Origin of the sequence: Pseudomonas sp. BIGb0558 (assembly GCF_024807515.1) — a bacterium.
Classification (GTDB): domain Bacteria; phylum Pseudomonadota; class Gammaproteobacteria; order Pseudomonadales; family Pseudomonadaceae; genus Aquipseudomonas; species Aquipseudomonas yamanorum_A.
Map to the genome: position 1 here is coordinate 157943 of NZ_JANUEW010000006.1, position 26928 is coordinate 184870.

At 61.7% G+C, this 26928-nt stretch carries 23 protein-coding genes; 13 read left to right on the top strand and 10 right to left on the bottom strand.

Going from position 1 to position 26928, the window contains the following annotated elements:
• Positions 1-167: 167 nt before the first annotated feature.
• From M2400_RS11115 to rlmF, 5 genes are all read left to right on the top strand, one after another.
• Positions 168-1658 carry a leucyl aminopeptidase gene (locus M2400_RS11115; protein ID WP_259196222.1) on the top strand — a complete coding sequence of 497 codons (1491 nt, stop codon included), beginning with the start codon at positions 168-170 and terminating at the stop codon, positions 1656-1658.
• A gap of 182 nt (positions 1659-1840) precedes the next feature.
• Positions 1841-2269, top strand: coding sequence for a DNA polymerase III subunit chi (locus M2400_RS11120; RefSeq protein ID WP_177047192.1), 429 nt, complete (start codon positions 1841-1843; stop codon positions 2267-2269).
• Positions 2270-2276: 7 nt separating this feature from the next.
• On the top strand, positions 2277-2681 hold the full coding sequence (locus M2400_RS11125) for a DNA polymerase III subunit chi (RefSeq protein ID WP_177047275.1): 405 nt from the start codon (positions 2277-2279) through the stop codon (positions 2679-2681).
• 173 nt (positions 2682-2854) lie between these two features.
• Positions 2855-5701, top strand: coding sequence for a valine--tRNA ligase (locus tag M2400_RS11130; protein WP_259196218.1), 2847 nt, complete (start codon positions 2855-2857; stop codon positions 5699-5701).
• Between the two features lie 248 nt (positions 5702-5949).
• The gene (gene rlmF / locus M2400_RS11135; protein ID WP_177047203.1) at positions 5950-6969 is read left to right on the top strand and encodes a 23S rRNA (adenine(1618)-N(6))-methyltransferase RlmF; all 1020 of its coding nucleotides are present in this window, start codon (positions 5950-5952) and stop codon (positions 6967-6969) included.
• Between the two features lie 173 nt (positions 6970-7142).
• Here rlmF and M2400_RS11140 read toward each other — a convergent pair whose 3' ends face one another.
• Entirely contained in the window at positions 7143-7424 is a 282-nt protein-coding gene (locus M2400_RS11140) for an HU family DNA-binding protein (RefSeq protein WP_003212743.1), read from the bottom strand.
• Between the two features lie 397 nt (positions 7425-7821).
• Here M2400_RS11140 and yejK point away from each other — a divergent pair, with 397 nt between their 5' ends.
• Both yejK and M2400_RS11150 read left to right on the top strand, forming a co-directional pair.
• Entirely contained in the window at positions 7822-8826 is a 1005-nt protein-coding gene (gene yejK / locus M2400_RS11145) for a nucleoid-associated protein YejK (RefSeq protein ID WP_010176940.1), read from the top strand.
• A complete protein-coding gene (locus tag M2400_RS11150; RefSeq protein ID WP_003212747.1) occupies positions 8826-9176 on the top strand; it encodes a glutaredoxin family protein in 351 nt (116 codons plus the stop codon). Before yejK ends, M2400_RS11150 begins: the two co-directional genes overlap by 1 nt.
• A gap of 197 nt (positions 9177-9373) precedes the next feature.
• Here the strand turns inward: M2400_RS11150 and M2400_RS11155 are convergent, their stop codons facing one another.
• From M2400_RS11155 to M2400_RS11180, 6 genes are all read right to left on the bottom strand, one after another.
• Positions 9374-11614 (bottom strand): TonB-dependent receptor, encoded by a 2241-nt coding sequence (locus tag M2400_RS11155; RefSeq protein ID WP_177129198.1) that lies wholly within the window; start codon positions 11612-11614, stop codon positions 9374-9376.
• Between the two features lie 272 nt (positions 11615-11886).
• Positions 11887-12876 (bottom strand): FecR family protein, encoded by a 990-nt coding sequence (locus tag M2400_RS11160; protein ID WP_259196216.1) that lies wholly within the window; start codon positions 12874-12876, stop codon positions 11887-11889.
• Complete coding sequence (locus tag M2400_RS11165; RefSeq protein ID WP_177075376.1) at positions 12873-13433, bottom strand: RNA polymerase sigma factor; 561 nt, start codon at positions 13431-13433, stop codon at positions 12873-12875. Before M2400_RS11165 ends, M2400_RS11160 begins: the two co-directional genes overlap by 4 nt.
• A gap of 10 nt (positions 13434-13443) precedes the next feature.
• Positions 13444-13770, bottom strand: coding sequence for a DUF3325 domain-containing protein (locus tag M2400_RS11170; protein ID WP_259196214.1), 327 nt, complete (start codon positions 13768-13770; stop codon positions 13444-13446).
• Positions 13771-15345: a PepSY domain-containing protein gene (locus M2400_RS11175; RefSeq protein ID WP_259196212.1), complete on the bottom strand. Its 1575-nt coding sequence runs from the start codon at positions 15343-15345 to the stop codon at positions 13771-13773.
• Positions 15342-15644 carry a DUF3649 domain-containing protein gene (locus tag M2400_RS11180; protein WP_177047218.1) on the bottom strand — a complete coding sequence of 101 codons (303 nt, stop codon included), beginning with the start codon at positions 15642-15644 and terminating at the stop codon, positions 15342-15344. Before M2400_RS11180 ends, M2400_RS11175 begins: the two co-directional genes overlap by 4 nt.
• Before the next feature lie 159 nt (positions 15645-15803).
• On the opposite strand from M2400_RS11180, the gene M2400_RS11185 reads away from it, so the two are divergent.
• From M2400_RS11185 to fecA, 3 genes are all read left to right on the top strand, one after another.
• A complete protein-coding gene (locus tag M2400_RS11185; protein WP_177114861.1) occupies positions 15804-16292 on the top strand; it encodes a sigma-70 family RNA polymerase sigma factor in 489 nt (162 codons plus the stop codon).
• Positions 16289-17230: a FecR domain-containing protein gene (locus M2400_RS11190; protein ID WP_177129205.1), complete on the top strand. Its 942-nt coding sequence runs from the start codon at positions 16289-16291 to the stop codon at positions 17228-17230. Before M2400_RS11185 ends, M2400_RS11190 begins: the two co-directional genes overlap by 4 nt.
• 91 nt (positions 17231-17321) lie before the next feature.
• On the top strand, positions 17322-19667 hold the full coding sequence (fecA, locus tag M2400_RS11195; protein ID WP_259196210.1) for a TonB-dependent Fe(3+) dicitrate receptor FecA: 2346 nt from the start codon (positions 17322-17324) through the stop codon (positions 19665-19667).
• Here the strand turns inward: fecA and M2400_RS11200 are convergent, their stop codons facing one another.
• Positions 19668-20540, bottom strand: coding sequence for a LysR family transcriptional regulator (locus tag M2400_RS11200; protein WP_177047225.1), 873 nt, complete (start codon positions 20538-20540; stop codon positions 19668-19670).
• Between the two features lie 104 nt (positions 20541-20644).
• On the opposite strand from M2400_RS11200, the gene M2400_RS11205 reads away from it, so the two are divergent.
• On the top strand, positions 20645-22153 hold the full coding sequence (locus tag M2400_RS11205; protein ID WP_259196209.1) for an MFS transporter: 1509 nt from the start codon (positions 20645-20647) through the stop codon (positions 22151-22153).
• A 71-nt stretch (positions 22154-22224) separates the two neighbouring features.
• Here the strand turns inward: M2400_RS11205 and M2400_RS11210 are convergent, their stop codons facing one another.
• Complete coding sequence (locus M2400_RS11210) at positions 22225-22635, bottom strand: HPF/RaiA family ribosome-associated protein (RefSeq protein ID WP_010176952.1); 411 nt, start codon at positions 22633-22635, stop codon at positions 22225-22227.
• Between the two features lie 211 nt (positions 22636-22846).
• Positions 22847-23794, bottom strand: a complete 948-nt coding sequence (locus M2400_RS11215; RefSeq protein WP_010176953.1) for a LysR substrate-binding domain-containing protein — start codon at positions 23792-23794, stop codon at positions 22847-22849.
• Between the two features lie 137 nt (positions 23795-23931).
• On the opposite strand from M2400_RS11215, the gene M2400_RS11220 reads away from it, so the two are divergent.
• Both M2400_RS11220 and M2400_RS11225 read left to right on the top strand, forming a co-directional pair.
• Positions 23932-25308, top strand: a complete 1377-nt coding sequence (locus M2400_RS11220; protein WP_259196206.1) for an L-serine ammonia-lyase — start codon at positions 23932-23934, stop codon at positions 25306-25308.
• Positions 25309-25368: 60 nt separating this feature from the next.
• Entirely contained in the window at positions 25369-26664 is a 1296-nt protein-coding gene (locus M2400_RS11225) for a serine/threonine transporter (protein WP_177075358.1), read from the top strand.
• Positions 26665-26928: the final 264 nt, after the last annotated feature.

Genomic DNA, 26928 nt, shown 5'->3' on the forward strand with positions numbered 1-26928 from the left:
TGTCACGGAGCTTGCTCATACGCGTGCACAAAGCTGCCCGCAAGGGTTGTCAGGCTCGGCCGGCGAGGTTCAAACTGCGGCCTTTGTCGCGGGCGGCCTACAGGCTGCCAAGCTTACAAGCCGGAGTACAGACTCCTGGCTCACTGACCTTTATAAGGGACCCGAAAATGGAACTGGTTGTAAAAAGCGTTAGCCCCGAAACGTTGAAAACCGCCACCCTCGTGGTCGCTGTCGGCGAAGGCCGCAAGCTGGGCGTTGCCGCCAAGCAACTGGACGAACTGAGCGGCGGCGCCATCAGCGCGGTCCTCAAGCGCGGTGACCTAGCCGGCAAAGTGGGCCAGAGCCTGCTGCTGCAAAGCCTGCCGAACCTTAAAGCCGACCGCGTATTGCTGGTGGGCGTGGGCAAGGACGCCGAACTGGGCGACCGTCCGTTCCGCAAGATCATCACCGGCATCCTCAACACCCTCAAGGGCCTGGGCGGTACCGACGCAGCCCTGGCGCTGGACGAAATCGTGGTCAAGGGCCGCGACAGCTACGGCAAGACCCGTCTGCTGGCCGAAAGCCTGCTGGATGGCGAATACGTCTTCGACCAGTTCAAGAGCACCAAAGCCGAACCCCGCGCCCTGAAGAAAGTCACCCTGCTGACCATCAAGGCCGCCCAGGCTGAAGTCGAACGCGCCGTGACCCACGCCCAGGCCATTGCCGGCGGCATGGCGTTCACCCGTGACCTGGGCAACCTGCCACCGAACATCTGCCACCCCACCTACCTGGGCGAGCAAGCCAAGGCGCTGGGCAAGGAATTCAAGGGCCTGAAAGTCGAAGTCCTAGATGAGAAGAAGATCAAGGAACTGGGCATGGGCTCGTTCTATGCCGTGGGCCAGGGCAGCGACCAGCCGCCACGCCTGATCGTGATGCAATACAACGGCGGCAAGAAGTCCGAGAAGCCATTTGCCCTGGTCGGCAAAGGCATCACCTTCGACACCGGCGGCATCAGCCTCAAGCCGGGCCTGGGCATGGACGAGATGAAGTACGACATGGGCGGCGCCGCCAGCGTGTTCGGCACCCTGCGTGCCGTGCTGGAACTCAAGCTGCCGATCAACCTGGTGTGCATCCTGGCGTGTGCCGAGAACATGCCGAGCGGCGGCGCGACCCGTCCGGGCGACATCGTCACCACCCTCAGCGGCCAGACCGTCGAAATCCTCAACACCGACGCCGAAGGCCGCCTGGTGCTGTGCGACGCCCTGACCTACGCCGAACGCTTCAAGCCGCAAGCCGTGATCGACATCGCCACCCTGACCGGTGCCTGCGTGGTTGCCTTGGGCGCCCACACTTCAGGCCTTTTGGGCAACAACGACGAACTGATCGGCCAACTGCTCAGCGCCGGCAAGGCGGCTGATGACCGCGCCTGGCAACTGCCGTTGTTCGACGAGTACCAGGAACAGCTGGACAGCCCGTTCGCCGACATCGCCAACATTGGCGGCCCGAAAGCCGGCACCATCACCGCAGCCTGCTTCCTGTCGCGTTTTGCCAAGAACTTCAACTGGGCCCACCTGGACATCGCCGGCACTGCCTGGACCAGCGGCGGCAAGGACAAGGGCGCCACTGGCCGTCCGGTTCCGTTGCTGACCCAGTACCTGCTGGACCGCGCCAAAGCCTGAAAATGACGATCCCGGGGCGGCGATTCCAACGCCGTCCCGACCCGTAGCAGCTGTCGAGCTTCAGCGAGGCTGCGTCAGCGGTGTACCTGATACACCGCAACGCAGCCTCGCTGAAGCTCGACAGCTGCTACGGGGTTTTCGTGAGGGTCGATCAGACAGTATTTACACATGCAGGCCCCCCAATGACCCAAGTCGACTTCTATATATTGCCCAGCGCCGATCCTTCCGCGCGTCTGGACTTTGCCTGCAAGCTCACCGAAAAAGCCTGGCGCATGGGCCATCGCATCTACCTGCATTGCAGCGACGCCGCCCAGCGTGACGACCTCGACGCCCGCCTGTGGCGCTTCAAGGGCGAAAGCTTCGTGCCCCACGGCCCCGCCGAATCAGAGCCGCAAGGCCTGGTGGTGTTGGGTTTGGGCGACAGCTGTGGCGATCACACCGACCTGCTGGTCAACCTCGACCTGAAAGTACCGGCCTTCGCCAAAGGCTTCGCCCGTGTGGCGGAAGTGGTGGTGGAAGATCCGGCTATTCGTCAGGCCGCGCGGGAGAGTTTCCGCTTCTACCGCGAACAGGGCTATTCTCTGCAAGATCACCGGCTACAACGACTTTGAGCACATGATGGACACTCCAAACCCGCTAAAAGACTCTGACCACCTGCTGGACGACCTTGAGTCGATCCGCAAGCTGCTCGGTGATGATGAGCTGCAACCGCCGCTGCTGACCGATGCGGTCAACGGTGACGTACAGATTCCCTTGCTGTTCGATATGGTCGGTGGCAAGCCTGTTGCCCCGGAACCGGTCGAAACGCCCGTTGCGCCAGCCGCGCAGGCTCCGGCCGTTGCCGTACCTGCCGCCGAAAAAGCCCCCGACGCCCTGCTGCTGCACCTGGACAACGAACTGCGCGCCGCCGCGCAACTGATCATGCAAGACGTGATCGACGATTTTGCCCCGCATATCGAAACCGAGATCAAGCGCCGGCTGGATGCGCGCATGGAGCGGTTGTTGAGCCAGTATCAGAACTGAGTTCGAACCCAAATCCCTGTGGGAGCTGGCTTGCCTGCGATAGTGGTTTTTCAGTCAACCTCATCAGTGACTGCTACACCGCAATCGCAGGCAAGCCAGCTCCCACATTTGCCCTATCCCCCGTTATACTTGTCGGCTTTCCTGAATTAATGCCAACTAGGGTCCCGCCGCGCATGGATAAGACCTACCAGCCGCACGCTATTGAAACTTCCTGGTACCAGACCTGGGAGTCCGAGAATTATTTCGCTCCGCAAGGCGCGGGCGATTCCTACACCATCATGATTCCGCCACCGAACGTCACTGGCAGCCTGCACATGGGCCATGGCTTCAACAACGCGATCATGGACGCCCTGATCCGTTTCCGCCGCATGCAGGGTCGCAACACCCTGTGGCAGCCGGGCACCGACCACGCCGGTATCGCCACCCAGATGCTGGTGGAACGCCAACTGGAAGCCACCGGCCAGAACCGTCACGACCTGGGCCGCGAGAAATTCCTCGAGAAAATCTGGGAATGGAAGGATCAGTCCGGCGGCAACATCAGCCGTCAGATCCGTCGCCTGGGTTCGTCCGTCGACTGGAGCCGCGAGCGCTTCACCATGGACGACGGCCTGTCGGAAGCCGTGAAAGAAGCCTTCGTGCGCCTGCATGAAGACGGCCTGATCTACCGCGGCAAGCGCCTGGTCAACTGGGACACCAAGCTGCACACGGCGATTTCCGACCTTGAAGTGGAAAACCACGACGAGAAAGGTTTCCTGTGGAACCTCAAGTATCCGCTGGCTGACGGCGCGAAGACCGCCGAAGGCAATGACTACCTGATCGTCGCCACCACTCGTCCGGAAACCATGCTCGGCGACGCCGCCGTCGCGGTTAACCCGAACGACGAGCGTTACCAGGCGCTGATCGGCAAGTTCGTCGAGCTGCCGCTGGTTGGCCGTCGCATCCCGATCATCGCGGACGACTACTGCGATCCTGAATTCGGCACCGGCTGCGTGAAAATCACCCCGGCCCACGATTTCAACGACTATGAAGTCGGCAAGCGCCACAACCTGCCGCTGCTGAACATTTTCGACAAGAACGCCGCCGTGCTGCCGGCCTGCCAGGTGTTCAACCTCGACGGCACGCTGAATGAGAGCATCGACGGCAAGATCCCGGCCGAATACGCCGGCCTCGACCGTTTTGAAGCGCGCAAGCAGATCGTTGCCGCCTTCGACGCTGCCGGCCTGCTGGTCAGTGTCGACGACCACGGCCTGAAAGTGCCGAAAGGCGACCGTTCCGGCACCATCATCGAGCCTTGGCTGACCGACCAGTGGTACGTGTCGACCAAACCTCTGGCTGAGCCGGCGATTGCTGCGGTGGAAGACGGCCGTATCGCCTTCGTGCCGAAACAGTACGAAAACATGTATTTCTCGTGGATGCGTGACATCCAGGATTGGTGCATCAGCCGTCAGCTGTGGTGGGGCCACCGGATTCCGGCCTGGTACGACGAGTCGGGCAAGGTCTACGTTGGCCGCGATGAAGCCGAAGTGCGTGCCAAGCACAACCTCGGCCCGGACGTGGCGCTGCAACAGGACAACGACGTACTGGACACCTGGTTCAGCTCGGGCCTGTGGACGTTCTCCACCTTGGGCTGGCCGGAAAAAACCGAGTTCCTCGAGAAATTCCACCCGACTGACGTGCTGGTGACCGGCTTCGACATCATTTTCTTCTGGGTCGCCCGGATGATCATGCTCACCATGCATTTGGTGAAAAACGAAGACGGCACCCCGCAAGTACCGTTCAAGACCGTGTACGTGCACGGCCTGGTACGTGATGGCCAGGGCCAGAAGATGTCCAAGTCCAAAGGCAACGTCCTGGACCCGCTGGACATCATCGACGGCATCGACCTGGAAACCCTGGTGCAGAAACGCACCTCGGGCCTGATGCAGCCGAAACTCGCGAAGAAGATCGAGAAGCAGACCCGCGACGAATTTGCCGACGGCATCGCCAGCTACGGCACCGACGCCCTGCGCTTCACTTTCTGCTCGCTGGCATCCACCGGTCGCGACATCAAGTTCGACATGGGCCGCGTCGAAGGCTATCGCAACTTCTGCAACAAGATCTGGAACGCCGCGCGCTACGTGCTGGATAAAGGCGAAGACTGCGGCCAGAACGGCGAGGCCATCGAGCTGTCCCTGGCGGACCGCTGGATCATCTCCCAGTTGCAGCGCACCGAAGCCGAAGTGACCCGTCAACTCGACCAGTTCCGCTTCGACCTCGCGGCGCAGGCCTTGTACGAGTTCATCTGGAACCAGTATTGCGACTGGTACCTGGAACTCTCCAAGCCCGTGCTGTGGGACGAGAACGCGCCGATCGAACGTCAGCGCGGCACCCGTCACACCCTGGTGCGCGTACTGGAAGTGGCGCTGCGCCTGGCGCACCCGTTCATGCCGTTCATCACCGAAGAAATCTGGCAGCGCCTCGCGCCGCTGGCCGGCAAAGACGGCAAGACCATCATGCTGCAACCTTGGCCGGTGGCCAACGAAGCGCGCATTGATGAGGCCGCCGAAAGCGATATCGAATGGCTCAAGACCCTGATGCTCGGCACGCGCAACATCCGCGCCGAGATGAACATCGGGCCGGGCAAGCCACTGGCGGTATTCGTGAAGAACACCAGCGCCGAAGATCAGCGTCGTCTCACCGAGAACGACGCCTTGCTGAAGAAGCTGGCGAAGCTGGAGTCGATCACCGTATTGGCCGCTGGCGCCGAAGCACCGCTGTCTGCTACCGCTCTGGTGGGCGAGATGGAAGTGCTGGTGCCGATGGCCGGCCTGATCGACAAAGGTGCCGAGTTGGCGCGTTTGGACAAGGAAATCCTGCGTCTGCAAGGCGAAGTGCAGCGGGTGGGCGGCAAGCTGTCCAACGCCGCGTTCGTCGACAAGGCGCCGGCCGAAGTCATCGAGAAAGAGCGCGCCAAGCTGGCCGAGGCTGAACAGGCCTTGGGCAAGCTGGCCGAGCAACACGCACGGATTTCCAGCCTTTAAGGGGCAGCCCGTGTGAAAAAAGAGACCTTCGGGTCTCTTTTTTTTGGCCCGCAGAACACTGCTATTTCTCTTTGGAAACCCGATCAATGTGGGAGCTGGCTTGCCTGCGATGGCATCACCTCGGTCTGGCAGATGCACCGAGTCGCCTGCATCGCAGGCAAGCCAGCTCCCACATTTGACCGAGTTCGACCAAGGAATGTGTGACAATACCCGCCACTTTTGAAACAACCCCAGAATCGACGCAGCCCATGACCGCCCCCAGCACACCCAAAGCACCGCGCAAGAAGCCCAAATCCACCACGCCGGCCAAGCCTGTCGTGCCCCGGAAAGAAGCCACCTTGCACCCGCGTAACCGCCACCAGGGCCGTTACGACTTCCAGGCGCTGATCAAGACCACGCCGGAACTGGCGCAATTCGTGATCATCAACCCGTACGGCAAGGAAAGCATCGACTTCGCCAGCCCCGACGCGGTGCGGGTGTTCAACCGGGCGTTGCTCAAGGCGTTCTACGGCATCAATCACTGGGACATCCCCGCTGATTACCTGTGCCCACCGGTACCAGGCCGCGCCGATTACGTGCACTTCCTCGCCGACCTGCTGGCCAGCGTCAACGAGGGCGTGATCCCGCGTGGTGCGCCGGTGAAGGTGCTGGACATCGGCATGGGCGCCAACTGCGTCTACCCGTTGATCGGTTACAGCGAGTACCGCTGGAATTTCCTCGGTTCGGAAGTCGACCCCACCGCCGTGGCCGCCGCCAAGGCGATCGTGCAGTCCAACGGACTGAACAAGGCCATCCAGCTGCGCCAGCAAACCAATCCCAAGCAGATCCTGCTGGGCCTGCTGGAGCCTGGCGAGCGTTTTGACCTGACCATGTGCAACCCGCCCTTCCACGCCTCGATGGATGAAGCGACCAAGGGCAGCGAGCGCAAATGGCGTGCATTGGGCAAGGCGGATCCGAAACGCAAGTTGCCGGTGCTGAACTTCGGTGGCCAGTCGGCGGAATTGTGGTGTGAAGGCGGTGAAGCGCGGTTTGTGACGCAACTGATCGCTGAAAGCGCGCATTTCCAGCATAAAGTGCTGTGGTTCAGCACCCTGGTGTCGAAGGCGTCGAACTTGCCGGCGATCCAGACTGCGCTGAAAAAGGCCGGTGTACTGGAAAGCCAGGTGGTGGAGATGTCCCAGGGCCAGAAGCAGAGCCGCTTCGTCGCCTGGACCTTCCAGACCCCGAGCGAGCAACAGGTGTGGCGCCAGCGCTGGGCGCGCGACTAACCCTGTGGCGAGGGAGCTTGCTCCCGTTGGAGTGCGCAGCGCTCCCAGAATCTTGGGGCAGCTGTGCAACCCAACGGGAGCAAGCTCCCTCGCCACAGAAAGCACCGCATAAATCGCAGGCAACAAAAAACCGCGCCCGGATCACTCCGGAGCGCGGTTTTTTTTGCTGCGTCTTACTTGTTAACAGCGTCGGTCAGGCCTTTGGCCACAACCAGCTTGATAACTTTCTTGGCAGCGATTTCGATGGCAGCGCCAGTCGAAGGGTTACGGCCAGTACGGGCAGGACGCTCGGTCACTTTCAGTTTGCCAACGCCTGGCAGAGTGATTTCGCCGCCGTTTTCCAGCTGATCAGCAACGATCTGGCTCAGTTGGTCCAGCAGAGCACGCACGGTAGTTTTCGGTGCGTCTACAGCTTCAGCCAGATCAGCGATCAGTTGGTCTTTAGTAATAGCCATTGTGGTGTTCCTTCCCTATCAAATTCATTTGGATTGCAGAGTGCAGTGTCAGCCATCGAGCCCTGCCATCAAGGCCTGGCACCCAAGGGCTATAACCACGAAGATCGGGGTTATAGATACCTGAAACCGGGTTTGGTTCGACCTGACAAATGCTGAATGCACGCTTAACGCCCAGACTGCGCGTAAGACGGGGCAAAACTAGCACAGAGACGGGGAAATATCCGCCTCAACATACCCATTTGGTCAGCTTTATCGCTCTAAACCGTGAAAAAAAGGCATATGGCCTGTCGGAGAGCACCCAAAACGCCCTTCGAACAGCGCCATCCCCAGCGGGTGCGGTACACTGGCGACTTTTTCCGGGAGCCCCACCACTCCCCTTCAACCAGCCGAGAAGCCCATGCCGATCCGTCATTGCATCGTCCACCTGATCGACAAAAAACCCGACGGCACACCCGCAGTTCTCCACGCCCGCGACTCCGAGCTTGCCGAGTCGGCGGCGATCGAGAACATGCTCGCCGACCTCAACGAGAGCTATAACGCCAAACAAGGCAAGGCCTGGGGCTTTTTCCATGCCGAGTCCGGCGCGCACCCGTTCAGCGGCTGGTTGAAGGAATATTTCGACGGCGGCAAGGATTTCACCGCCTTCAGCCGCATTGCCGTGGAGCACCTGCAAAAGCTGATGGAGGAGTCCAACCTCTCCACCGGCGGCCACGTGCTGTTTGCCCACTATCAACAAGGCATGACCGATTACCTGGCCATCGCCCTGCTGCACCACAGTGAAGGCGTGGCCGTGACCGACCAGTTGGACGTGACCCCGTCCCGCCACCTGGACCTGGGCCAATTGCACCTGGCCGCGCGGATCAACGTCTCCGAGTGGCAGAACAACAAGCAATCCAAGCAGTACATCTCGTTTATCAAGGGCAAGAACGGCAAGAAGGTCTCGGAGTACTTCCGCGACTTTATCGGCTGCCAGGAAGGCGTCGACGGCCCGGGCGAGACCCGCACCCTGCTCAAGGCTTTCAGTGACTTTGTGGAAAGCGAAGACCTGCCGGACGAATCCGCCCGCGAAAAAACCAAAACCCTGGTGGACTACGCCAGCAGCCAGGCCAAGCTCGGCGAACCGATGGGCCTGGAAGAGCTGTCGGGGCTGATCGACGAAGAGCGGCCAAAAGCCTTCTACGACCACATCCGCAACAAGGACTACGGCCTGTCGCCGGAAATTCCGGCGGATAAACGCACCCTGAACCAGTTCCGCCGCTTCACCGGGCGCGCCGAAGGCCTGTCCATCAGCTTTGAAGCGCACCTGCTGGGCGACAAGATCGAGTACGACGAAGCCGCTGGCACCTTGATCATCAAGGGCCTGCCAACCCAGTTGACCGACCAGCTCAAGCGTCGCAACTGATGCTGGGCGGGGTTCTGAAGAAAGTCCTGCTGGTGTTGCTGGTGGTGGTGGTTTTCCAGAACTGGGGCAAGATCGAGCGGTTGTTCAACCCCTCCCAGGTGGTGCCAGAGCAGACACGCGCAGCGGCGCGCGTGGTGCTGTATTCCACCGAGTGGTGCGGCTACTGCAAGCAGATCCGGCGCTTCCTGGACTCGAAAGGGATTCCCTACCAGGCGTTTGATATCGAGAAAGACGCCCAGGCGCGCAAGGCGTATGAGGCACTGGGCGGCGGCGGGATTCCGTTTGTGGATGTGAACGGCACGCTGATTCGGGACTACAACCCGGAAGCGATCATGGCGGCCTTGAAGTAACGCAGTTTGTGCGGTCTTACATCAGAACCTGTGGCGAGGGAGCTTGCTCCCGCTGGGCTGCGCAGCAGCCCCAAAACAGGTGCCTGAATTCCTCCAGGTTGAACCCGATTGTCAGGTTTAGGGCCGCTTCGCGCCCCAGCGGGAGCAAGCTCCCTCGCCACACGTCATTTGTCAGCTATTGATAGGCGTACGGAGCCCTAGAAGTTGGCCTCCAGGGAAACCATCGCCGTACGCTCCTCACCCACGTTGTAATACGCCGAACTGCCCGCCAGGCCATTCACCGGCGCCGAGTTGAACGACACGGTGCGCGCCGAACTCAAGTATTCCTTATCAAACACGTTGAGCATCGAGAAGCGCAGCGCGGCCGACTTGAAGACCTTTTTGTCCACCGGCAGGTAAATACCAGCGTTGAGGTCGAACACCGTGCGCCCGGAAATTTTCTCGTTGTTGGTCAAGTCGCCGTAGAAGGCACCCACGTACTTGCCGGCAATGTTGCCGTAGTAGCGCTTGTCGTCATACCCGAACACCAGGTTGAACATGTTTTCCGGCACGTTGGCCAGTTGGTTGCCCTTGGTCGGCAACAGCACGTTCTTGCTGACAAAGTCGTCTTGCTGCTCGGACTTGGTGTACGTGTACGACGCGTAGTAGTTGAAGTTGTACGGCAGCAGGCCGCTGAACTCCAGCTCCAGGCCTTTGTTGGTCACGTCACCGACGTTGGCCATCACGTAGTCACCGTTCAAGTCGGTGGTCGACAGCTGACGGTCCTTGAAGGTGATGTAGAACAGGGTGGCGCTCAGGGCCATCTTCTCTTCGGTGTAGCGCCAGCCCAGTTCCTGGTTCCAGCTCAGCTCGGGGTTCAGGTTGAGGGAATCACCCTTGTTGTACAGCACGTAGTTCTGCGGTGTGCGCATGTTGCGGGTGACGTTGTAGAACGCCTGGTTGCTCTCGTCGACCTGGTACTTGGCACTGAAGTTCGGCAGGAACTGATGGTAGCGGGCGTTACGTTTTTCCGGTGTGTCGTACAGGCTGCCGAGGTTGTCGCCGTCACGCTCGACGTACTGGTACGCCAGGCCGCCGACGAAACTCAGGTCTGGCGTGGCTTGCCAGCTGTCCTGCACCCACAGCTTCTGGGCCGGGGTCACGGTGTATTGATGACGCCCCTGGACGGTCTTGCCGTTCTTGTCGACCACCTGGCCGCCGCTGTTGTAATCGCCCCAGACGTCGTCCGGTGCCCCCTCGCTATTGATGCCGATATACGGCTGGGTCTGGCGCTGGCGAGCGCGCTCGTACCAGTAGCCGTAGTCCAGGCTGTGCTCCTCGTTGATGTCCCATTTCATTTTGACGGTGACGCCAGGGCGCCAGGTCTCGGTCCATGAAGGGCGGTAGTAGTTGGCCGACTTGAGGTTGCTCAGGTCGTAGTTGCCGCCCTTGTCGGACCTCGGCCCCAGGTTGGTGGCGGTCTGGCCGCTGAAGCTGCCGCCGTTGCCCCAGTAGTAGTAAGGCGCAACCGTCAGGGCCAGGTCATCCCGCAGGCGCCAGCGCTGGGTGAAGGTGGTCATGACACTTTCGAATGGGTTGCGGTTGAGCTTGTAGGAAGACGACAGCAAGCCGTTCTTGTAGACCGGGGTTTCCGCGTAATCCAGACGGCGACCCTGTTGCTGGAACTGGCTCTTGCTCAGGGTGTTGTAGTTGTAGTTTTCCTGGGTGTTGTACTTCATGGTGAAGTTGCTGGTATTGCCGTTGTCGTCTTCGAACAGCGTGCTCCACTCCACCTTGTCGCCGCGCAGGGTGCCCTTGCCGCGCCACTTGTCGCCTTCGGTGTGAGAGGCCGAGACCCAGGTCTTGAAACCGCCGAGTTCGCCGGTGTTGATCCGCGCGAACGACTTGCGCAGGTTGTTCGAACCGATGGACTGCTTGACGAACAAGCCCGGCTCTTTGGTCGGCCGGATGGTGACCATGCCGATGTTGCCGCCGCTGGAACCGATGTGCGGGCCGTCCGCTTCGGAGGAGCCCTGGGTGACAAACACTTCGCCGACGTTTTCCGGGTCGCCCAACTGGTTGGCGTACACGCCGTAGCTGCCGGAGTCGTTGATCGGCACGCCGTCCATGGAAACCCCGACCTGGTCGGAGTTCATGCCGCGCATGGTGAAGCTGGTGCCGCTCATTCCGCTGGCGTCATCGTTCGAAACGTTGATGCCCGGCGTGTATTTGAGCTTGTCGATGGCGTTGGCCGTCGGGGACATTTCGTCCATGGCTTCCTTGGTCACGGTGGACCGGGCCTTGGCACTTTCTTCCTGAATCATGTGGCCAGTGCCCAGGGTACGTTCGCCGGCAACGTGTACCGAACCGACGTCCTGGGAGTCGTCTGCCAGAACCAGCGGCGCAAAGCCGCCCAGGCCCGATGCTAAAAGCAGGGCATAGAGTTTGTTGTAGGTCACGAGTAGATCCCTTACATGCATCTATCTGTTGTTATCGGGGAGGTATTGGCGGGTTGGGCTGGGTGAACAGCGCCGCCAATCTTCCTGACCACCTGCTCAGGAATCCGAGGATCATCCGTGCATCACGTAACGATTTGGTTACAGGTTTTGATGATTGCGATGAAGGTTAAATGAAAGGTCCGCAAACACGGATGTGCCAAGGCATGGGGATTTGAAGGGAAAGCGGTGCAAGTAATGACAGCGCTACGCCGTTGCAGCGTAGCGCTCTGTATCTAGCGCAATACGATCATCCGACCGAGCAGCGAGTGTTGTTCAAACCCCAAAACCGCCTGCAGGGCATTGAGCACCGCCTGGGGATCCTTGCTCGGAAAACTGCCGCTGACGCGCCGGGTGCCAAGGTCTTCGTTGAGCAGCAGAATGCGCCCGGGGTAGTAACGACCGAGGTCTTTCACCACATCGGCCAGGGGCGCCTTGTAGTAGTTGAGCCAGCCATCACGCCAAGCCAGGCGCGACTCGCTGTCGACCGCGTGCAGCTCATCGGCGACACCGTCGGCGTAGGCCACTTGCTGGCCCGCCGTCAGAATCTGTTGTTGGCCATGTTTGGACGGCGTGACACCGACCCGCCCGGACAACACCGTCACTTGGGCGCCCGCCGGTTGCAGGCGCACTTCAAATTGCGTGCCCAGCACCCGCGCTTCACCGCTGCCGGCCTCGACCACGAAGGACTCGCCGGTGTGGGTCACGCTGAAAAAGCCGGCGCCACGGCGCAGCTGGATATGACGCTCGCCATGTTTGAAATCCACCGCGATGGCGCTGTCGGCGTCCAGGGTGACCTGGCTTTGATCAGCCAGGGTGACGGTCTTCACTTCGCCCGGTGCGGTGATGTAATCGGCGCCGAAGTCATCAACCCAACGCGACGGCTGCCAACCGGCTCCCATCGAAATCATCACTAGCAAGCAGGCGGCCATGGCCAGCGCACCGGACCAGCGCCGCACACTGGAGCGCTTCGAGGTGTTCATCGCATTCAAGTAGCCCTGCAATGCCTGCGAGTCCTCATCGGCCAGCTTTCTCGCGGGCACTTCACTCAATTCCCACAGTACCTGGGCTTGGGCGTAGGCCTCGACATGTGCCGGGTCGGCCCGCAGCCAACGGCTGAAGGTGGCCTGGTCGCCACTGCTGGGCTGGTCGTGCAACAGACTCAGCCAGGCCAGTGCGGCCTGTTCCTGGTCGGGCGTCGGGGTGACGCTGGCAGTGGAATTCACGGTGCTTTCCTTGGCGATGGTTCACGAAGGCTGGCCTTGCAGGCTTCGAGGGCACGCATCATATGTTTTTCCACGGCACTTTGGGACAGCCCCATGGCCTTGGCGATTTGTGCGTACTTGCGGCCATGGATGCGGTTGAGCAGGAAAATCTGCCGGGTGCGCTCCGGCAGGCTGCGCAACGCCGCTTCGACATGGCGCAAGTCATTGCCCGCCTCCAGCGCGGCCTGGGGCTCGGAGCCCTGGTTGTCCTGCTGTTCCGGCAGCCAGCCCTCATTGCTGCGCACCCGGGCGCCTTCGCTGCGCAGGTGGTCGATGGCGATATTGCCGGCACAGCGCAGCAGGTAGGTGCTGAGTTCCTCGACCTGCACCAAGGGCCGGCGCCAGAAGCGCAGGAACAAATCCTGCACCAGGTCCGCCGCCGTCGCACGGCAACCCACGCGACGGCTGACCAACGCTTCCATCTGCGAACGCTGGGACAGGAACACCTGCAGAAAATGCGCCCGTCCGCCTGCCGCGTCGGCGTGCTGTTCGTTGGATTCGGGGGGCGTGGTGATCATCAAGGATGGCTCAAAGGGTGGCGAAGGCCGCAACCGGGCTGGCCAGCAGGCCGACGCCCGCCAGGATCAAGGCCAGCCTTGGCCGATACGGCAACAGCAACACCAGCAGCAACCCGCTGAGCATCAGTACCGCGCACCACTCCACCAGGCCCTGGCTCAAGCCGGTGGCGAGCACCGCCGGCCAGATCGAAACGATCAGCAGCAGCCAGCCGCCCACGCGCAAACCCAGGCGCCGACGGGGCGAAGGTTTACTGTGCAGCAGCTCGCCATGGTGACGGTCCATGGACAGGCACAACGCGGTAAACCCTGCGTAACACAGCAGCAGCGCCAGGAGCATTCAGTTCACCTCGCCCTTGAGGGTCAATGGCCGGGCACGTTCGGCCTTGGGCTGGGCGGCGCGGCGGTGCCGCATTTTCCAGGCCGCCCAGGCGAGGAACACGCCGCTGCCCAGGCAGGTCAGGTCGAAGCCGGCCATGGTCCAATCGCCGTTGGCCAGGGACACACCCAAGTGCTGGTTCGTGGTCAGCGCGTTGAGTATCGGCACGCCGATAAACAGCAGCGCGCCCACGCCCAATTGTTCAACCCAACCGCGACGGCCAGGGCGCACGATGGCATGCAGCACGCTCACGCCCCAGGCGATAAAGAAAGCGTTCACTTCCCAGTCCGACCGCCCGGCAAAGCTCACAGGCAGTAAACGGTTGGCCCAGAAAAATAGAGCGATGGCGATCATCAAGCCGGACATGCTGGCGACGTTCAGCACTTCCACCAGCCGCAGTTCAAACGGCATCACCCCGGTTTTGGTGTGTTTGAGCTGACGCTTGCCCAGCCACATCACCAGCCCGGTGCCGATCATCGCCGTGCCCGCCAGGCCGCAGATGAAATACAACCAGCGCAACACCGGACCGGCAAAATGACCCATGTGCAAGCCGTAGAAGCTGCCACCAATGGCTGCCGGCAAGGATTGCTCGCCGCTGACCCGCAACAGCTCGCCGGTGGTGCCGTTGAATGAGACGGTGCTGCCAAAGTCATGCACCACGCGATCCGACCCGGCGCGGAACACATTGACCGAGGCATTCACATCGCTTGGGTTATTCACCACCAGCCGCCCGACATGCCCACCGGCCCACTGCTCGCGCGCTTGCTCGTACATCGGGCCCAACGGCAACAACTGCCCCGGCTGGCCAAGGGCCGGCGCGTTGTCGGTGGCCGGAAACACATCATTGAAGAACGCCCGGGTGTCGTTGCCGTAGGAAGCGAGGATGCTCGCGGGCATCACCATGCTCATGAAAATCACCAGGCTGCTGTAGGTGATCATCAAGTGGAACGGCAGCACCAGCACACCGACCGCGTTATGCCCGTCGAGCCAGGAGCGCTGGCCCTTGCGCGGGCGGAAGGTGAAGAAGTCCTTGAAGATTTTCTTGTGGGTGATGATCCCGGTGATCAACGCCACGAACATCACCATCGCGGCGATGGTCGACAACCAGCGGCCCCACGGATACGGCATTTGCAACTGGAAGTGGAAACGGTAGAAGAATTCGCCGCCCATGCTTTCCCGGGCCTGCACGGGCTGGCCGCTGACCGGGTCGAGGACTTTCTGGATGAAGTTACCGCGCTTGCCGGGGTCGACCTTGTCTTGCCACGACACCGACAGGCCGGGCTCGCGCTGATCGGGCAAATTGATAAACCAGCGGGCAGCGTTAGGAGCCTGCTGTTGCAGCCACGTTTGCGCGAGGGCCAGACTGCGGGCGTCATCCAGGGAATGGGCCTGCACTTCCGGCTCCATCCAGTGGGTAATTTCGTCCTTGAAATACGACAAGGTGCCCGTCAGAAAAATCGCAAACAGCAGCCAGCCAAAAATCAGCCCGGCCCAGGTATGCAGCCAGGCCATGGCCTGGCGAAAGCCCTCTTTCATGGGCGCGCCATCCAATACGTCAACCCGGCGAACGTGGCCAGGATAGCGCTGGGCAGCAACACGCCAAACCAGGCGCGCCAGGCGGTACGGCAGGCAAAACACCAGATCACCGCCAACAGATAGAAGACAAACGAACTGAGCATGCCGCTGATCACTGCATCGGCGCGGCGGGTGGGCAGCCACAATGTCATGCACACACTGGCCAGGGACGCCAGCAGGTAACCGCCGACCACCGCCGCCAGCACGCGCGAAGTCACGGCCAAACGGTAGGACACGGGAAGTGAGGTTTTGCGTTTCATGCACTGGGCGCCAGGTTCGTCAGTGCGCAATATTAATGATAAATATTCTCATAAGCAAAAGAGAACGCATCCCTGGCAATTGCCGAACTGTCCTACTCGCCCTACAATGCGAACAATTCTTGTTCTCTAAAGCATACGCATGCTGCCGGAGTGTTCGCGTTGCAGCCGTCCAACACCGTCGAAGTCCTGTACCACGACCATCACCACTGGCTCACCGGCTGGTTGCGACGCAAGCTCGGCTGCCCGGAAAGCGCCGCCGACCTGGCTCAGGACACGTTCATCCGCGTGCTTACCGCACGGGAAACCCCGACGCTGATCGAACCCCGCGCCTTCCTCACCACCATCGCCAAGCGCGTGCTGTTCAACCATTACCGCCGCCAGGACCTGGAGCGCGCCTACCTCGACGCCCTGGCGCAAATGCCCGAGCACGTGGTGCCGTCGGAAGAAGAACGGGCAATCATCCTGCAAACCCTGATGGAGCTGGACCAACTGCTGGATGGCTTGGCACCCATGGTTAAACGCGCGTTCCTGCTATCCCAGCTGGACGGCCTGACCTACGCGCAAATCGGCGCGGAACTGGGGATCTCCATCGCCACGGTCAAGCGTCACCTGAATAAAGCGGCCATGCGCTGCTACTTCGCCTTATGAACTTCTCTACCCACGTCGCCGAACAAGCAGTGCACTGGCTGATGGAAATGCAGCAGGGCCCGCTCAACCCGCGCAAACAGGCGGCCTGGCAACAGTGGCTGGACGCCCACAGCGAACATCAGCGGGCGTGGGAGCAAATCCAGCGGGTGAACCAGCGGTTGCGCGGGATGCCCTCGCCGCTTGCCCACGCCGCGTTGAATGCACCGAAATCCAGCAGCCGCCGCCAGGCCCTGAAGCTGTTGCTGATCCTCGGCGCCGGCTCGGCAGCGGCCTGGGGCCTGCGCCAGCAACATATCCTGCCGCCGTTGAGCGCCGACTACCGCAGCCCCATCGGTCAGCGGCGCAAGTTCCAGCTGGCGGATGGCAGCCAGTTGCAGCTCAACACCGGCAGCGCCGTGGATGTGCACTTTGATGGCCAGCAACGCTTGATCCGCCTGCTCGAAGGCGAAATCCTGCTGACCGCCAAACCCGGCAACACCCCGCTGCGGGTCATCACCACCCAGGGCCTGCTCAGCGCCCAGGCGGCGCGGCTGAACGTGCGGCAGTTCAACGATCACACGCAGTTGGCGGTGTTCGACGGGCACGTCGACGTGATGCCCAACACCTATAGCGGCTTGCCACTCACCGTCGACAAAGCCCATCAGGTCAATTTCACCCGCAAAGGCTGGGACACCGCCCGCCCAACGGATGCCGGCAGCGGTGCCTGGGCCGACGGCATGCTGGTGGCGGCCCACATGCGCCTGGAAGATTTCCTCGCCGAACTGAGCCGTTATCGCCGTGGCCAGCTCAACTGCGACCCGCAAGTCGCCAACCTGCTGATCTCCGGCAGCTATCCGCTGGACGACAGCGAACGAATCCTGGACCTGCTGCAAGTCAGCCTGCCGGTCAAAGTCCGGCGGTTTACCCGCTACTGGGTGACCGTCGAAGCCCGTGCCTGAATTATTTTCAGAACCCGTGAGCCGTTTTCCACCCCTCGCGTGACAGAGAAGGAAAGCCCCCCTTGATCCTTCCTTCTCAGGACCGCACTTCATGCCCCAGCAACCGACCCGCCTGACGCCACTCGCCCGCACCCTGCGCCACTTGTTGCTGGGGGCCAGCCTCAGTTTCAGCGCCGTGCCTTACGTGATGGCAGCTGATGCAAAGCCCTACCGCATCGCCCCCACGTCACTGGAAGCCGCGTTGAATCAATTTGGCCGTGAAGCCGGCGTGCTGATTTCGTTTGGCTCGGACGTGACCGCAGGCCAGCAAAGCCATGGCCTGTCGGGCAACTACACCACCGAGGAAGGCTTGAACACCTTGCTCAAAGGCACCGGCCTGCAAGCCCGCGCCGAGGGCGACAATGCCTTCAGCCTGCAACCGGCCAATGCTCCGGCCACCCTTGAGCTGGGCACCTCCAACGTCGTGGGCGACTGGCTGGGGGATGCGGCGCAAACCAACGTCTTCGAACACCCCGGCGCCCGGGACGTGATCCGCCGCGAAGAATTCGAACGCCAGGGCGCGACACAGGCCCGCGACGTGCTCAACCGCATTCCCGGGGTCAACGCTCCGGAAAACAACGGCACCGGCAGCCACGACATGGCGCTGAACTTCGGCATTCGTGGGCTCAATCCCCGCCTGGCCTCGCGCTCCACGGTGTTGATGGACGGCATCCCGGTGCCGTTCGCCCCGTATGGCCAGCCGCAGTTGTCGTTCGCGCCCATCAGCATGGGCAACATGGACGCGGTGGACGTGGTGCGCGGCGGCGGCGCCGTGCGTTATGGCCCGCAGAACGTTGGCGGCATCGTCAACTTCGTGACCCGCGCGATTCCTGATGCGCCGACGGTAAAAGGTGGCTTGCAGACCGAAACCAGCCCGTCCTCCAGCCACGATGGCTTCAAGACCACCGGCAACCTGCTGGCCGGCGGCACGGCAGACAACGGCCTGGGCGGTGCGATCCTGTATTCCGGCACCCGTGGCGGCGACTGGCGCGAAAACAGCGACACCCGCATCGACGACCTGATCCTCAAGGGCAAATACCAGTTGGACGATGCCAACAGCTTCAACGCCATGGCGCAGTACTACGAAGGCAAGGCCGATATGCCCGGAGGCTTGAGCACCGCGGCCTACAAGGCCGACCCGTATCAGTCCACCCGCCCCTACGACCAGTTCTGGGGCCGCCGCACGATGTTCAACGCGGGCTATCGCTACCAGGAAGATCGCCGGGAATTCACGGTCAACAGCTTCTTCACCACCACCCTGCGCAGTGGTTACCTGGACCAAGGCAACTTCCTTTCCCTGTCGCCCCGCGAGTATTGGGTGCGCGGCCTCGAAACCCGCTTTGCCCAAGGCTTCGACCTCGGCCCCACCAGCCACGAAGTGGGCGTGGGCTACCGCTACATCAACGAAGCCGGCCACGAACTGCGCTACCGCACGCCGATTGCCGCCAACCAGCAATTGCCCACCACCGACAGCCGCAACGACCGCGACACCCGTGGCAGCACCGAAGCCAATGCGTTTTTCGTCGACGACCGGATTGATATCGGCAAGTGGACCATCACCCCGGGCATCCGCTACGAGATGATCGAATCCCAGCAGACCAACAACCTGAGCAACGTCAAATACAAGGGTGACTACAACACCGCCCTGCCGGCGTTGAACGTGCTCTACCACCTGACCGAAGACTGGAACCTCTACGCCAATACCGAAGGTTCGTTCGGCAGCGTGCAGTACAGCCAGATGCCCAACCGCGTGACCAGCGGCGAAGTGAAGCCGGAAAAGGCCCGTACCTGGGAACTCGGCACGCGCTATGACAATGGCACCTTGCGGGCCGAGATCGGCGCGTTCCTGATCAACTTCGACAACCAGTACGACAGCAACCAGACCAACGACACCGTGATCGCCCGGGGCGAAACCCGTCACCAGGGCATCGAGTCCAGCATCAACTATGCCCTCGACGGCTTGAGCCCCGCGCTCGCCGGTTTTGATGTGTACGCGACCTACGCCTACGTCGACGCCACCATCCGCGAAGACGGCCCGAACAAAGGCAACCGCGTGCCCTTCTCTTCCAAGCACAAAGGCACCCTCGGCGTGGGTTACACCGAAGGACGCTGGAAGTTGAATGTGGACAGCAGCTACCAAAGCAGCCAGTTCGCCGACAACGCCAACACTGAAGCGCAAAGTGCCGACGGCAGCACCGGACGCATCCCTGGCTACATGTTGTTCAGCAGCCGCGCGGCGTACGACTTTGGCCCGCAGCTGTCGGATTTGAACGTGGCGGTGGGTGTGAAAAACATCTTCAACAAGCAGTACTACACCCGCTCGTTTGACGACAACAACAAGGGCAAATACGTCGGTGAGCCGCGCACGCTGTATGTGCAGACGTCCATCGCGTTCTGATCAACTGCCCGCCAGGCACGACGGTGTGCCGGCCACCAACGCATCGATGGCACAGCGGGTCTTGGCCGGCATGTGCGTCGCCGTGGGCCAGATGACATGGATCGGCATCGGTTGCTCGCGGTGGCCCGGCAGTACTGCCTGCAGTTGCCCGCGCAATACGTAATGGGCGATCAGCCAACTGGGCAGCCAGGCCAGGCCGACCCCGGCGATGGCGGCATCGGCCACGGCCTGCAGGTCATCGAGTATCAACGGCGAGGCCACCCGCTCACGGTGCGAGGCATTGCTGCGGTAGGCAATGCCCCGATGCACGGCGAGGTCCTCGATGGATTCGATTCGGGGTGTGCGCTGCAGGTACGCGGGTGACGCCGCCAGGGCAATCGCCTGTTCGCCGAGGCGACGTGCGCTCAAGCGGTCGGTGTCGGGCAACGCGCCGATGCGTACCGCCAGATCGAAGCCTTCCTGGGCCAGGTCGATCAGACGGTCGGAGAAGGAAATCTCGATCTCCAACTGCGGAAAACGGTCCATCAGCGCCCACAACGCCGGCGCCGCATAGTGGTGGCCGAACGCCAATGGCAAGCTCGCCCGCAACCGTCCCCGTGGCTGCTGGCGGCCGCTTTCCAGCACGGATTCGGCGGCTTCCAACTCCGCCAGCGCACGCAGGCAATGCTCGTAATAGGCCTGCCCGTCTTCGGTTAAACGCTGGCGCCGGGTGGAACGTTGCAACAGGGACGTACCCAGTCGCGCCTCCAGCCGCGCCAGGCCCTTGCCCACCGCTGAGCGCGTGAGATTCAGCCGTTCGGCGGCCTCGGTCAGATTGCCGCTCTCGACGATCTGCAAAAACAGTTCAACACCATCAAAGCGCGGGGTAGCCATGGTCGTTTGTAGCCCTTTATTCCCTTATCACAGGAAGAAGTATCGCCAATAAAGAATTCTATTCCCGCAAAAATGACACCTTCCCCCATCGAAAGGAAGAGGCCATGCCGCCCGACGCCGTTGTAACCGCCATAACCCCGTCACGCACTGCCAGGGACGGCCTGGCGCTCACCGCCGTGTGCCTGGTGGCGCTGATGTTCGGGCTGGAGATTTCCAGCGTGCCGGTCATCCTGCCCACCCTTGAACAGCAACTGGGCACCGGCTTCCAGGACGCCCAATGGATCATGAACGCCTACACCCTGGCCTGCACCAGCGTGCTGATGGCGGCGGGCACTCTGGCCGATCGCTTTGGTCGGCGGCGCGTGCTGGTGCTGTGCCTGTGGGTATTCGGGCTGGCGTCGCTGGCCTGTGGGCTGGCCAATGATGCCTCCACGCTGATTGCGGCGCGTTTTGTCCAGGGCGTGGGTGCCGGGGCGATGATGATCTGCCAGTTCGCGATCCTGTCGCACCAGTTCCGCGAACCGGCGGCGCGGGCGCGGGCCTTTGCGGTGTGGGGCGTGATCGCCGGTGTGGGCCTGGGTTTCGGGCCGATGGTGGGTGCGTTGATCCTGGCCGTCGCGGATTGGCGCTGGGTGTTCCTGGTGCATGTGCCGCTCACCTTGGTCACCCTGGCCTTGCTGCGCATCAGCGTGCAGGAGTCCCGCGACCCGGCGGCCCATCGCCTCGACATCGCCGGCATGGCCACCCTGACCCTGGCGGTGTTTGCCCTGGTCTACTTCATCACCCAAGGCACCGCGAGCGGCTTTGCCACACCGGCCATGCTTGGTTGGGCCGGACTGTCGATGGCCGGCTTGCTGTTGTTCGTGGTGATTGAGCGGCGCAGCCCGCACCCGATGTTCGACTTCTCGGTGTTTCGCATCCCGCGCTTCAACGGCGCGCTGATGGGCTCGATCGGCATGAACTTCAGCTTCTGGCCCTTCATGATCTACCTGCCGCTGTATTTCCAGGCCGGCCTGGGTTACGACACGATGCTCACCGGGCTGGCTCTGCTCGCCTACACACTGCCCACGTTGATAGTGCCGCCGCTGGCCGAACGCCTGGCCCTGCGTTACGGCGCCGAACGCATCATCCCGTTGGGCCTGGGCCTGATGGGCGTGGGGTTTGTGGCCATGGCTGCGATCAACCACAGCGGCCAGCCCAGCGTGGTATTGATCCTGATCGCCTGTGGGATGGCCGGCAGCGGCTTGGCATTGACCAACTCGCCCACCACCAACACCACCACCGGCTCAGTGTCGCCGGACCGCGCGGGCATGGCCTCGGGCATCGACTTCAGCGCACGGCTGATCACCCTGGCGCTCAATATCGCGTTGATGGGATTGGTGTTGATACTCGGGATCGCTCACTACCTGGCTGGCGTATTGCCCGACACGGCACCGGTGGCCGCCCTGAGTCAGGACATCGCTGCGGGCAAACTGGAGGTGTTGCCACATGGCCAACTGATTGCCCAGGCCGCGCTGCGCAACGGCGCCGGTTGGGCCATGGTGTACGCAGGCTTGGGCGCGTGCGCACTGGCGGTCTTGAGCCGCAGCTTTTTCCGGCGCAGCCCGCGCTGACCTTTTGCGCATAAAAAAACGGGCCTGCATCTGCAGGCCCGTTTTCAGTGGGGTTGAAAAAGTATCAGCTATCAGCCGTTAAGCGCAGCCTGTTCGTTTTCCAAAAATTCCTCTTCAAGCTCGGCCTCGTCGGCCTTGGTATTGGGCAAGCTCTGACCCGCGGCGCGTGGTTTGCCGCGCAGTTTGCCGTACAGATGCTCCAGGGCATGCTCCAGCTTGGTGGCCGCACCATCGATCGCCTGTTCCAGCGTATCGGCTTTATGGAGGACCGAAATCGGTTGATGGCCTTTTGGCCGTGCTTCCAGTCGGCAACTCAGATCATGTGGACCGGGCTTGTCACCGTTCTCGTCCCGCAGGTAAACCTCGACGCGGGTCAGATCTTCTTCGTAACGTTCGAGCGTGCTCTCAATGGTGGTACGTACCCACTCCTCCAGTCGGATGCTGCTTTCAATATGGTTATCGCTATTGACTTGGATTTGCATAGTTTTCCCTTATTTCAGCTAGCTCGCGGAAGGCCATTCCTGCTTCACCGGATGGGTGAAAACCATGACCTCCTGATTACACAATTGAGCAGACAGAGGAACATTTCAAGCCCTTTGCAAAGATAAATCCCACATTACAAATTAACCCTGACTACAACCAAAAACGCTGTTAGGGTGGGGAGTTGGTTACATCTTCTTACCGCCAACTTCCTTACAATTGCCCCTCTCCCAACGGGTGCAATCCGCGAAAAATCCCGGCTTCCTCCACCAGCCAGTCATGCACCGCCCGCACGCCCGGATGGCTCAGCGCGCCCGGCGCATACAGCAGCACGTAACGTTTGTGATTGGGCACTGCCAGGCCGAACGGCACGATCAAGGTGCCCCGCTCCAATTCATCATTGAGCAAGGTGCGCCGGGCAATCGCCACACCCATGCCGGCAATGGCCGCTTCGATGGTCAGGTGGTTACGGTTGAAGGTATGCCCGCGCCGCACGTCGGCAGCGTCGTAGCCGATGGCATTCAGGTAGAACTCCCACTCTGCGTACTCATAACTCCCACGCCAGGCGGTAATGTCGTGCAACAGCGGGAAATGCACCAGGTCGGCCGGGCCATGCAGCGGCGGTCGCCCGCGCAGCAGGCTTGGGGCGCACACCGGGAAAATCTGCTCGTCCAACAGGGCTGTGGATAACAAGCCGGGGTAGCTGCCGTCGTTCAGGTCGATGGCCAGGTCGAAGTCGCCCTCGTGCAGGGCGATGCTGCTGTCTTCGGCGACCATGCGCAGTTGAATGTCCGGGAAACGCTGCTGCAAACGCGGCAGGCGCGGGGTCAGCCATTTGCCGAGAAACGACGGAATCGAGCGCAGGCGCAACGTACCGCTGATCATCCCGGCATCCAGGCGCTGCAACTCCGCATCGATGCTGCCATAGGCCTCGCCCACGGTGATCGCCAGCCGCTGGCCCTCTGCGCTCAGCTCAACCCCGCGTGCGCGCCGATGAAACAGCCGGAAGCCCAAACGCTCCTCCAATTGGCGAATTTGCTGGCTGACCGCGCCCGGGGTGATGTGCAGTTCTTCGGCGCAGCGGGTGAACGACAAATGCCGCGCGGCGCAGGAAAAAACGTGCAACCAGACGTAAGTCTGGCCATGAAGCGGGCGAGCCATAGGGTTTAGTCCTGCTAAAGGGTGTCTTAGGATAATTCGTTGGTCAGTGCCGATCCAGAGGCTCAGTATCGCGCCAATTCCGCTTGTCCTACAAAAGATGGCAGCGATTCCTACTCCATTGCTTGTAAGGGTTTAGCATGGCTATCAGTGTTTTCGATCTATTCAAGGTAGGCATTGGCCCTTCCAGCTCCCATACCGTCGGCCCGATGCGGGCGGCGGCGACCTTCGTCCAGGCGCTGACTGACCAACAATTACTCGACGAAACCCGTCGCGTCGAAGTGCGCTTGTACGGTTCGTTGTCCGCCACCGGCGTCGGCCATGCCACCGATCGCGCCTGCGTGATGGGCCTGATGGGCGAATGGCCAGACAGCATCGACCCGACCAGCATCGGCCTACGTATCCAGCAGTTGCGCGAATCCGGCCAATTGCTGCTCGCCGGCCGCAACTCGATTGCCTTCAACTGGCAACACGACCTCCTGCTGCTGGACGAAAGCCTGCCCTACCACCCCAACGCCATGTCCCTGCACGCCTACGGCGAAAACGGCCTGCTGAGCGAGCAGACCTACTACTCGGTGGGCGGCGGTTTCATCATCGAGGCGGCGGAAGCTGAATCCGGCATCGCGCCTACCAGCGAAGTGCAATTGCCCTACGACTTCTCCAGCGCCGTCGAACTGCTGGCCTTGTGCAACAAACATGGCCTACGTGTTTCCGAACTGATGATGGCCAACGAGCGGGCCTGGCGCAGCGATGCCGAGATCCGCAGCGGCCTGCTGCATATCTGGTCGGTGATGCGTGAATGCGTCGAACAAGGCCTGCGCCACGAAGGCATCCTGCCCGGCGGCCTGGATGTGCCACGGCGCGCAGCGAAACTGCACCGCAGTCTGCTGGAAATCGGCAAACCCAACGTCATCACATCAACCTTGTCGGCCATGGAATGGGTCAACCTGTTCGCCCTCGCCGTCAACGAAGAAAACGCGGCCGGCGGGCGCATGGTCACCGCGCCCACCAATGGCGCGGCGGGGATCATCCCGGCGGTGTTGCACTACTACATGAAGTTCAACCCGGACGCGTCCGACGATGACGTGGTGAATTTCTTCCTGGCCGCCGCCGCCGTCGGCATCCTCTGCAAGAAAAACGCCTCGATCTCCGGCGCCGAAGTCGGCTGCCAGGGCGAAGTCGGTTCCGCCTGTGCCATGGCCGCTGCCGGCCTTGCCGACATACTCGGCGCGTCCCCGGAACAACTGGAAAACGCCGCCGAAATCGGCCTGGAACACAACCTCGGCCTGACCTGCGACCCGGTAGGCGGGCTGGTCCAGGTGCCGTGCATCGAGCGCAACGCCATCGCTGCGGTCAAGGCGATCAACGCCACGCAAATGGCCCTGCGCGGCGACGGCAAACACTTCATCTCCCTGGACCGGGTGATCCGCACCATGCGCGACACCGGCGCCGACATGCACGACAAATACAAAGAAACTTCACGGGGCGGCCTGGCGGTCAGCTGGGTGGAGTGCTGATCGGAGCACTCCTGCCGCCCCAACGTGAGCCCGCGCAAAAATAATAACGAGGCAATAACGATGACCGATGTACGTACACCTGCTGCCGAAAATCCCGCTGTAGACCTGACGCCGACCACCGTTACACAAGGCTGGAACAAACACGACACCACCTGGATGCTCGGCCTCTACGGCACTGCCATCGGTGCCGGCACCCTGTTCCTGCCGATCAACGCCGGCGTCGGCGGCTTCTGGCCATTGATCGTGCTGGCACTGCTGGCCTTCCCGATGACCTTCTTCGCCCACCGTGGGCTGACGCGCTTTGTGTTGTCGGGCAAATCCGGCGACATCACCGACGTGGTGGAAGAACATTTTGGCATCGGCGCCGGCAAGCTGATCACCTTGCTGTACTTCTTCGCGATCTTCCCGATTTTGCTGGTGTACAGCGTGGCGCTGACCAACACCCTGACCAGCTTCATGGAGCACCAACTGCACATGGCGCCGCCGCCCCGGGCAATTTTGTCGCTGGTGCTGATCCTCGGCCTGATGGCCATCGTGCGTTGCGGCCAGGGCGTGATCGTCAAGGCCATGAGCGTGCTGGTGTACCCGTTCGTCGCCGCCCTGCTGCTGTTGGCGGTGAGTTTGATCCCCAACTGGAACGGCGCGTTCTTCGCCTCCGCCAGCGAAGGCATGCCTCTGCCGGTGTTCTTCAAGACCTTGTGGCTGGCGATCCCGGTGATGGTGTTTTCCTTCAACCACTCGCCGATCATCTCCGCCTTCGCCGTCGACCAGAAACGCGTGTACGGCCCCCAGGCCGAGCGTAAAAGCAGCGGCATCCTGGCCATGGCCCACAGCATGATGGTGCTGACGGTGATGTTCTTCTGCTTCAGCTGCGTGCTGGCCCTGTCGCCGGCTGACCTGGCAGCGGCCAAGGCCCAGAACATCTCGATCCTGTCGTACCTGGCCAACCACTTCCAGACCCCGGTCATCGCCTACGCCGCACCGTTGATCGCGCTGGTGGCCATCACCAAATCCTTCCTGGGCCACTACATCGGCGCCAGCGAAGGCTTCCAAGGCCTGATCGTCAAATCCCTGCGTGGGCGTAACCGTTCGATGTCGGCCAAATGGCTGGAGCGCTGCACCGCGCTGTTCATGGTCCTCACCTGCTGGGCGGTGGCCACCTTCAACCCGAGCATCCTGGGCATGATCGAAACCATGGGCGGGCCGATCATCGCCTGCCTGTTGTTCCTGATGCCGATGTACGCCATCCGCCGAGTGCCATCTTTGCGCCAGTACTCGGGCCAGGCGTCCAACGTGTTTGTGGTGTTGATCGGCTTGATTGCGCTGTCTGCGATCGTTTTTTCCGTGATGCCCTGAAACGGGACACACCCGCCACGACTTGAGTGAATGCCGCACCCTGTGGGAGCCGGGCTTGCCCGCGATGGCGGTGGATCAGTGGGTATAAATGCCGGCTGATCCTCCGCAATCGCAGGCAAGCCAGCTCCCACAGTTAATTCCAGGCATTGCTGAACCCTTGTACGGCACGCCCCTTGCTGTACAGCACTTGAGGAAAACGGACCTTGTGAAAACCTCAGCGAGAGAATGGCCGGTGGTCAGGAAACGCGAACTAATCCCGACACC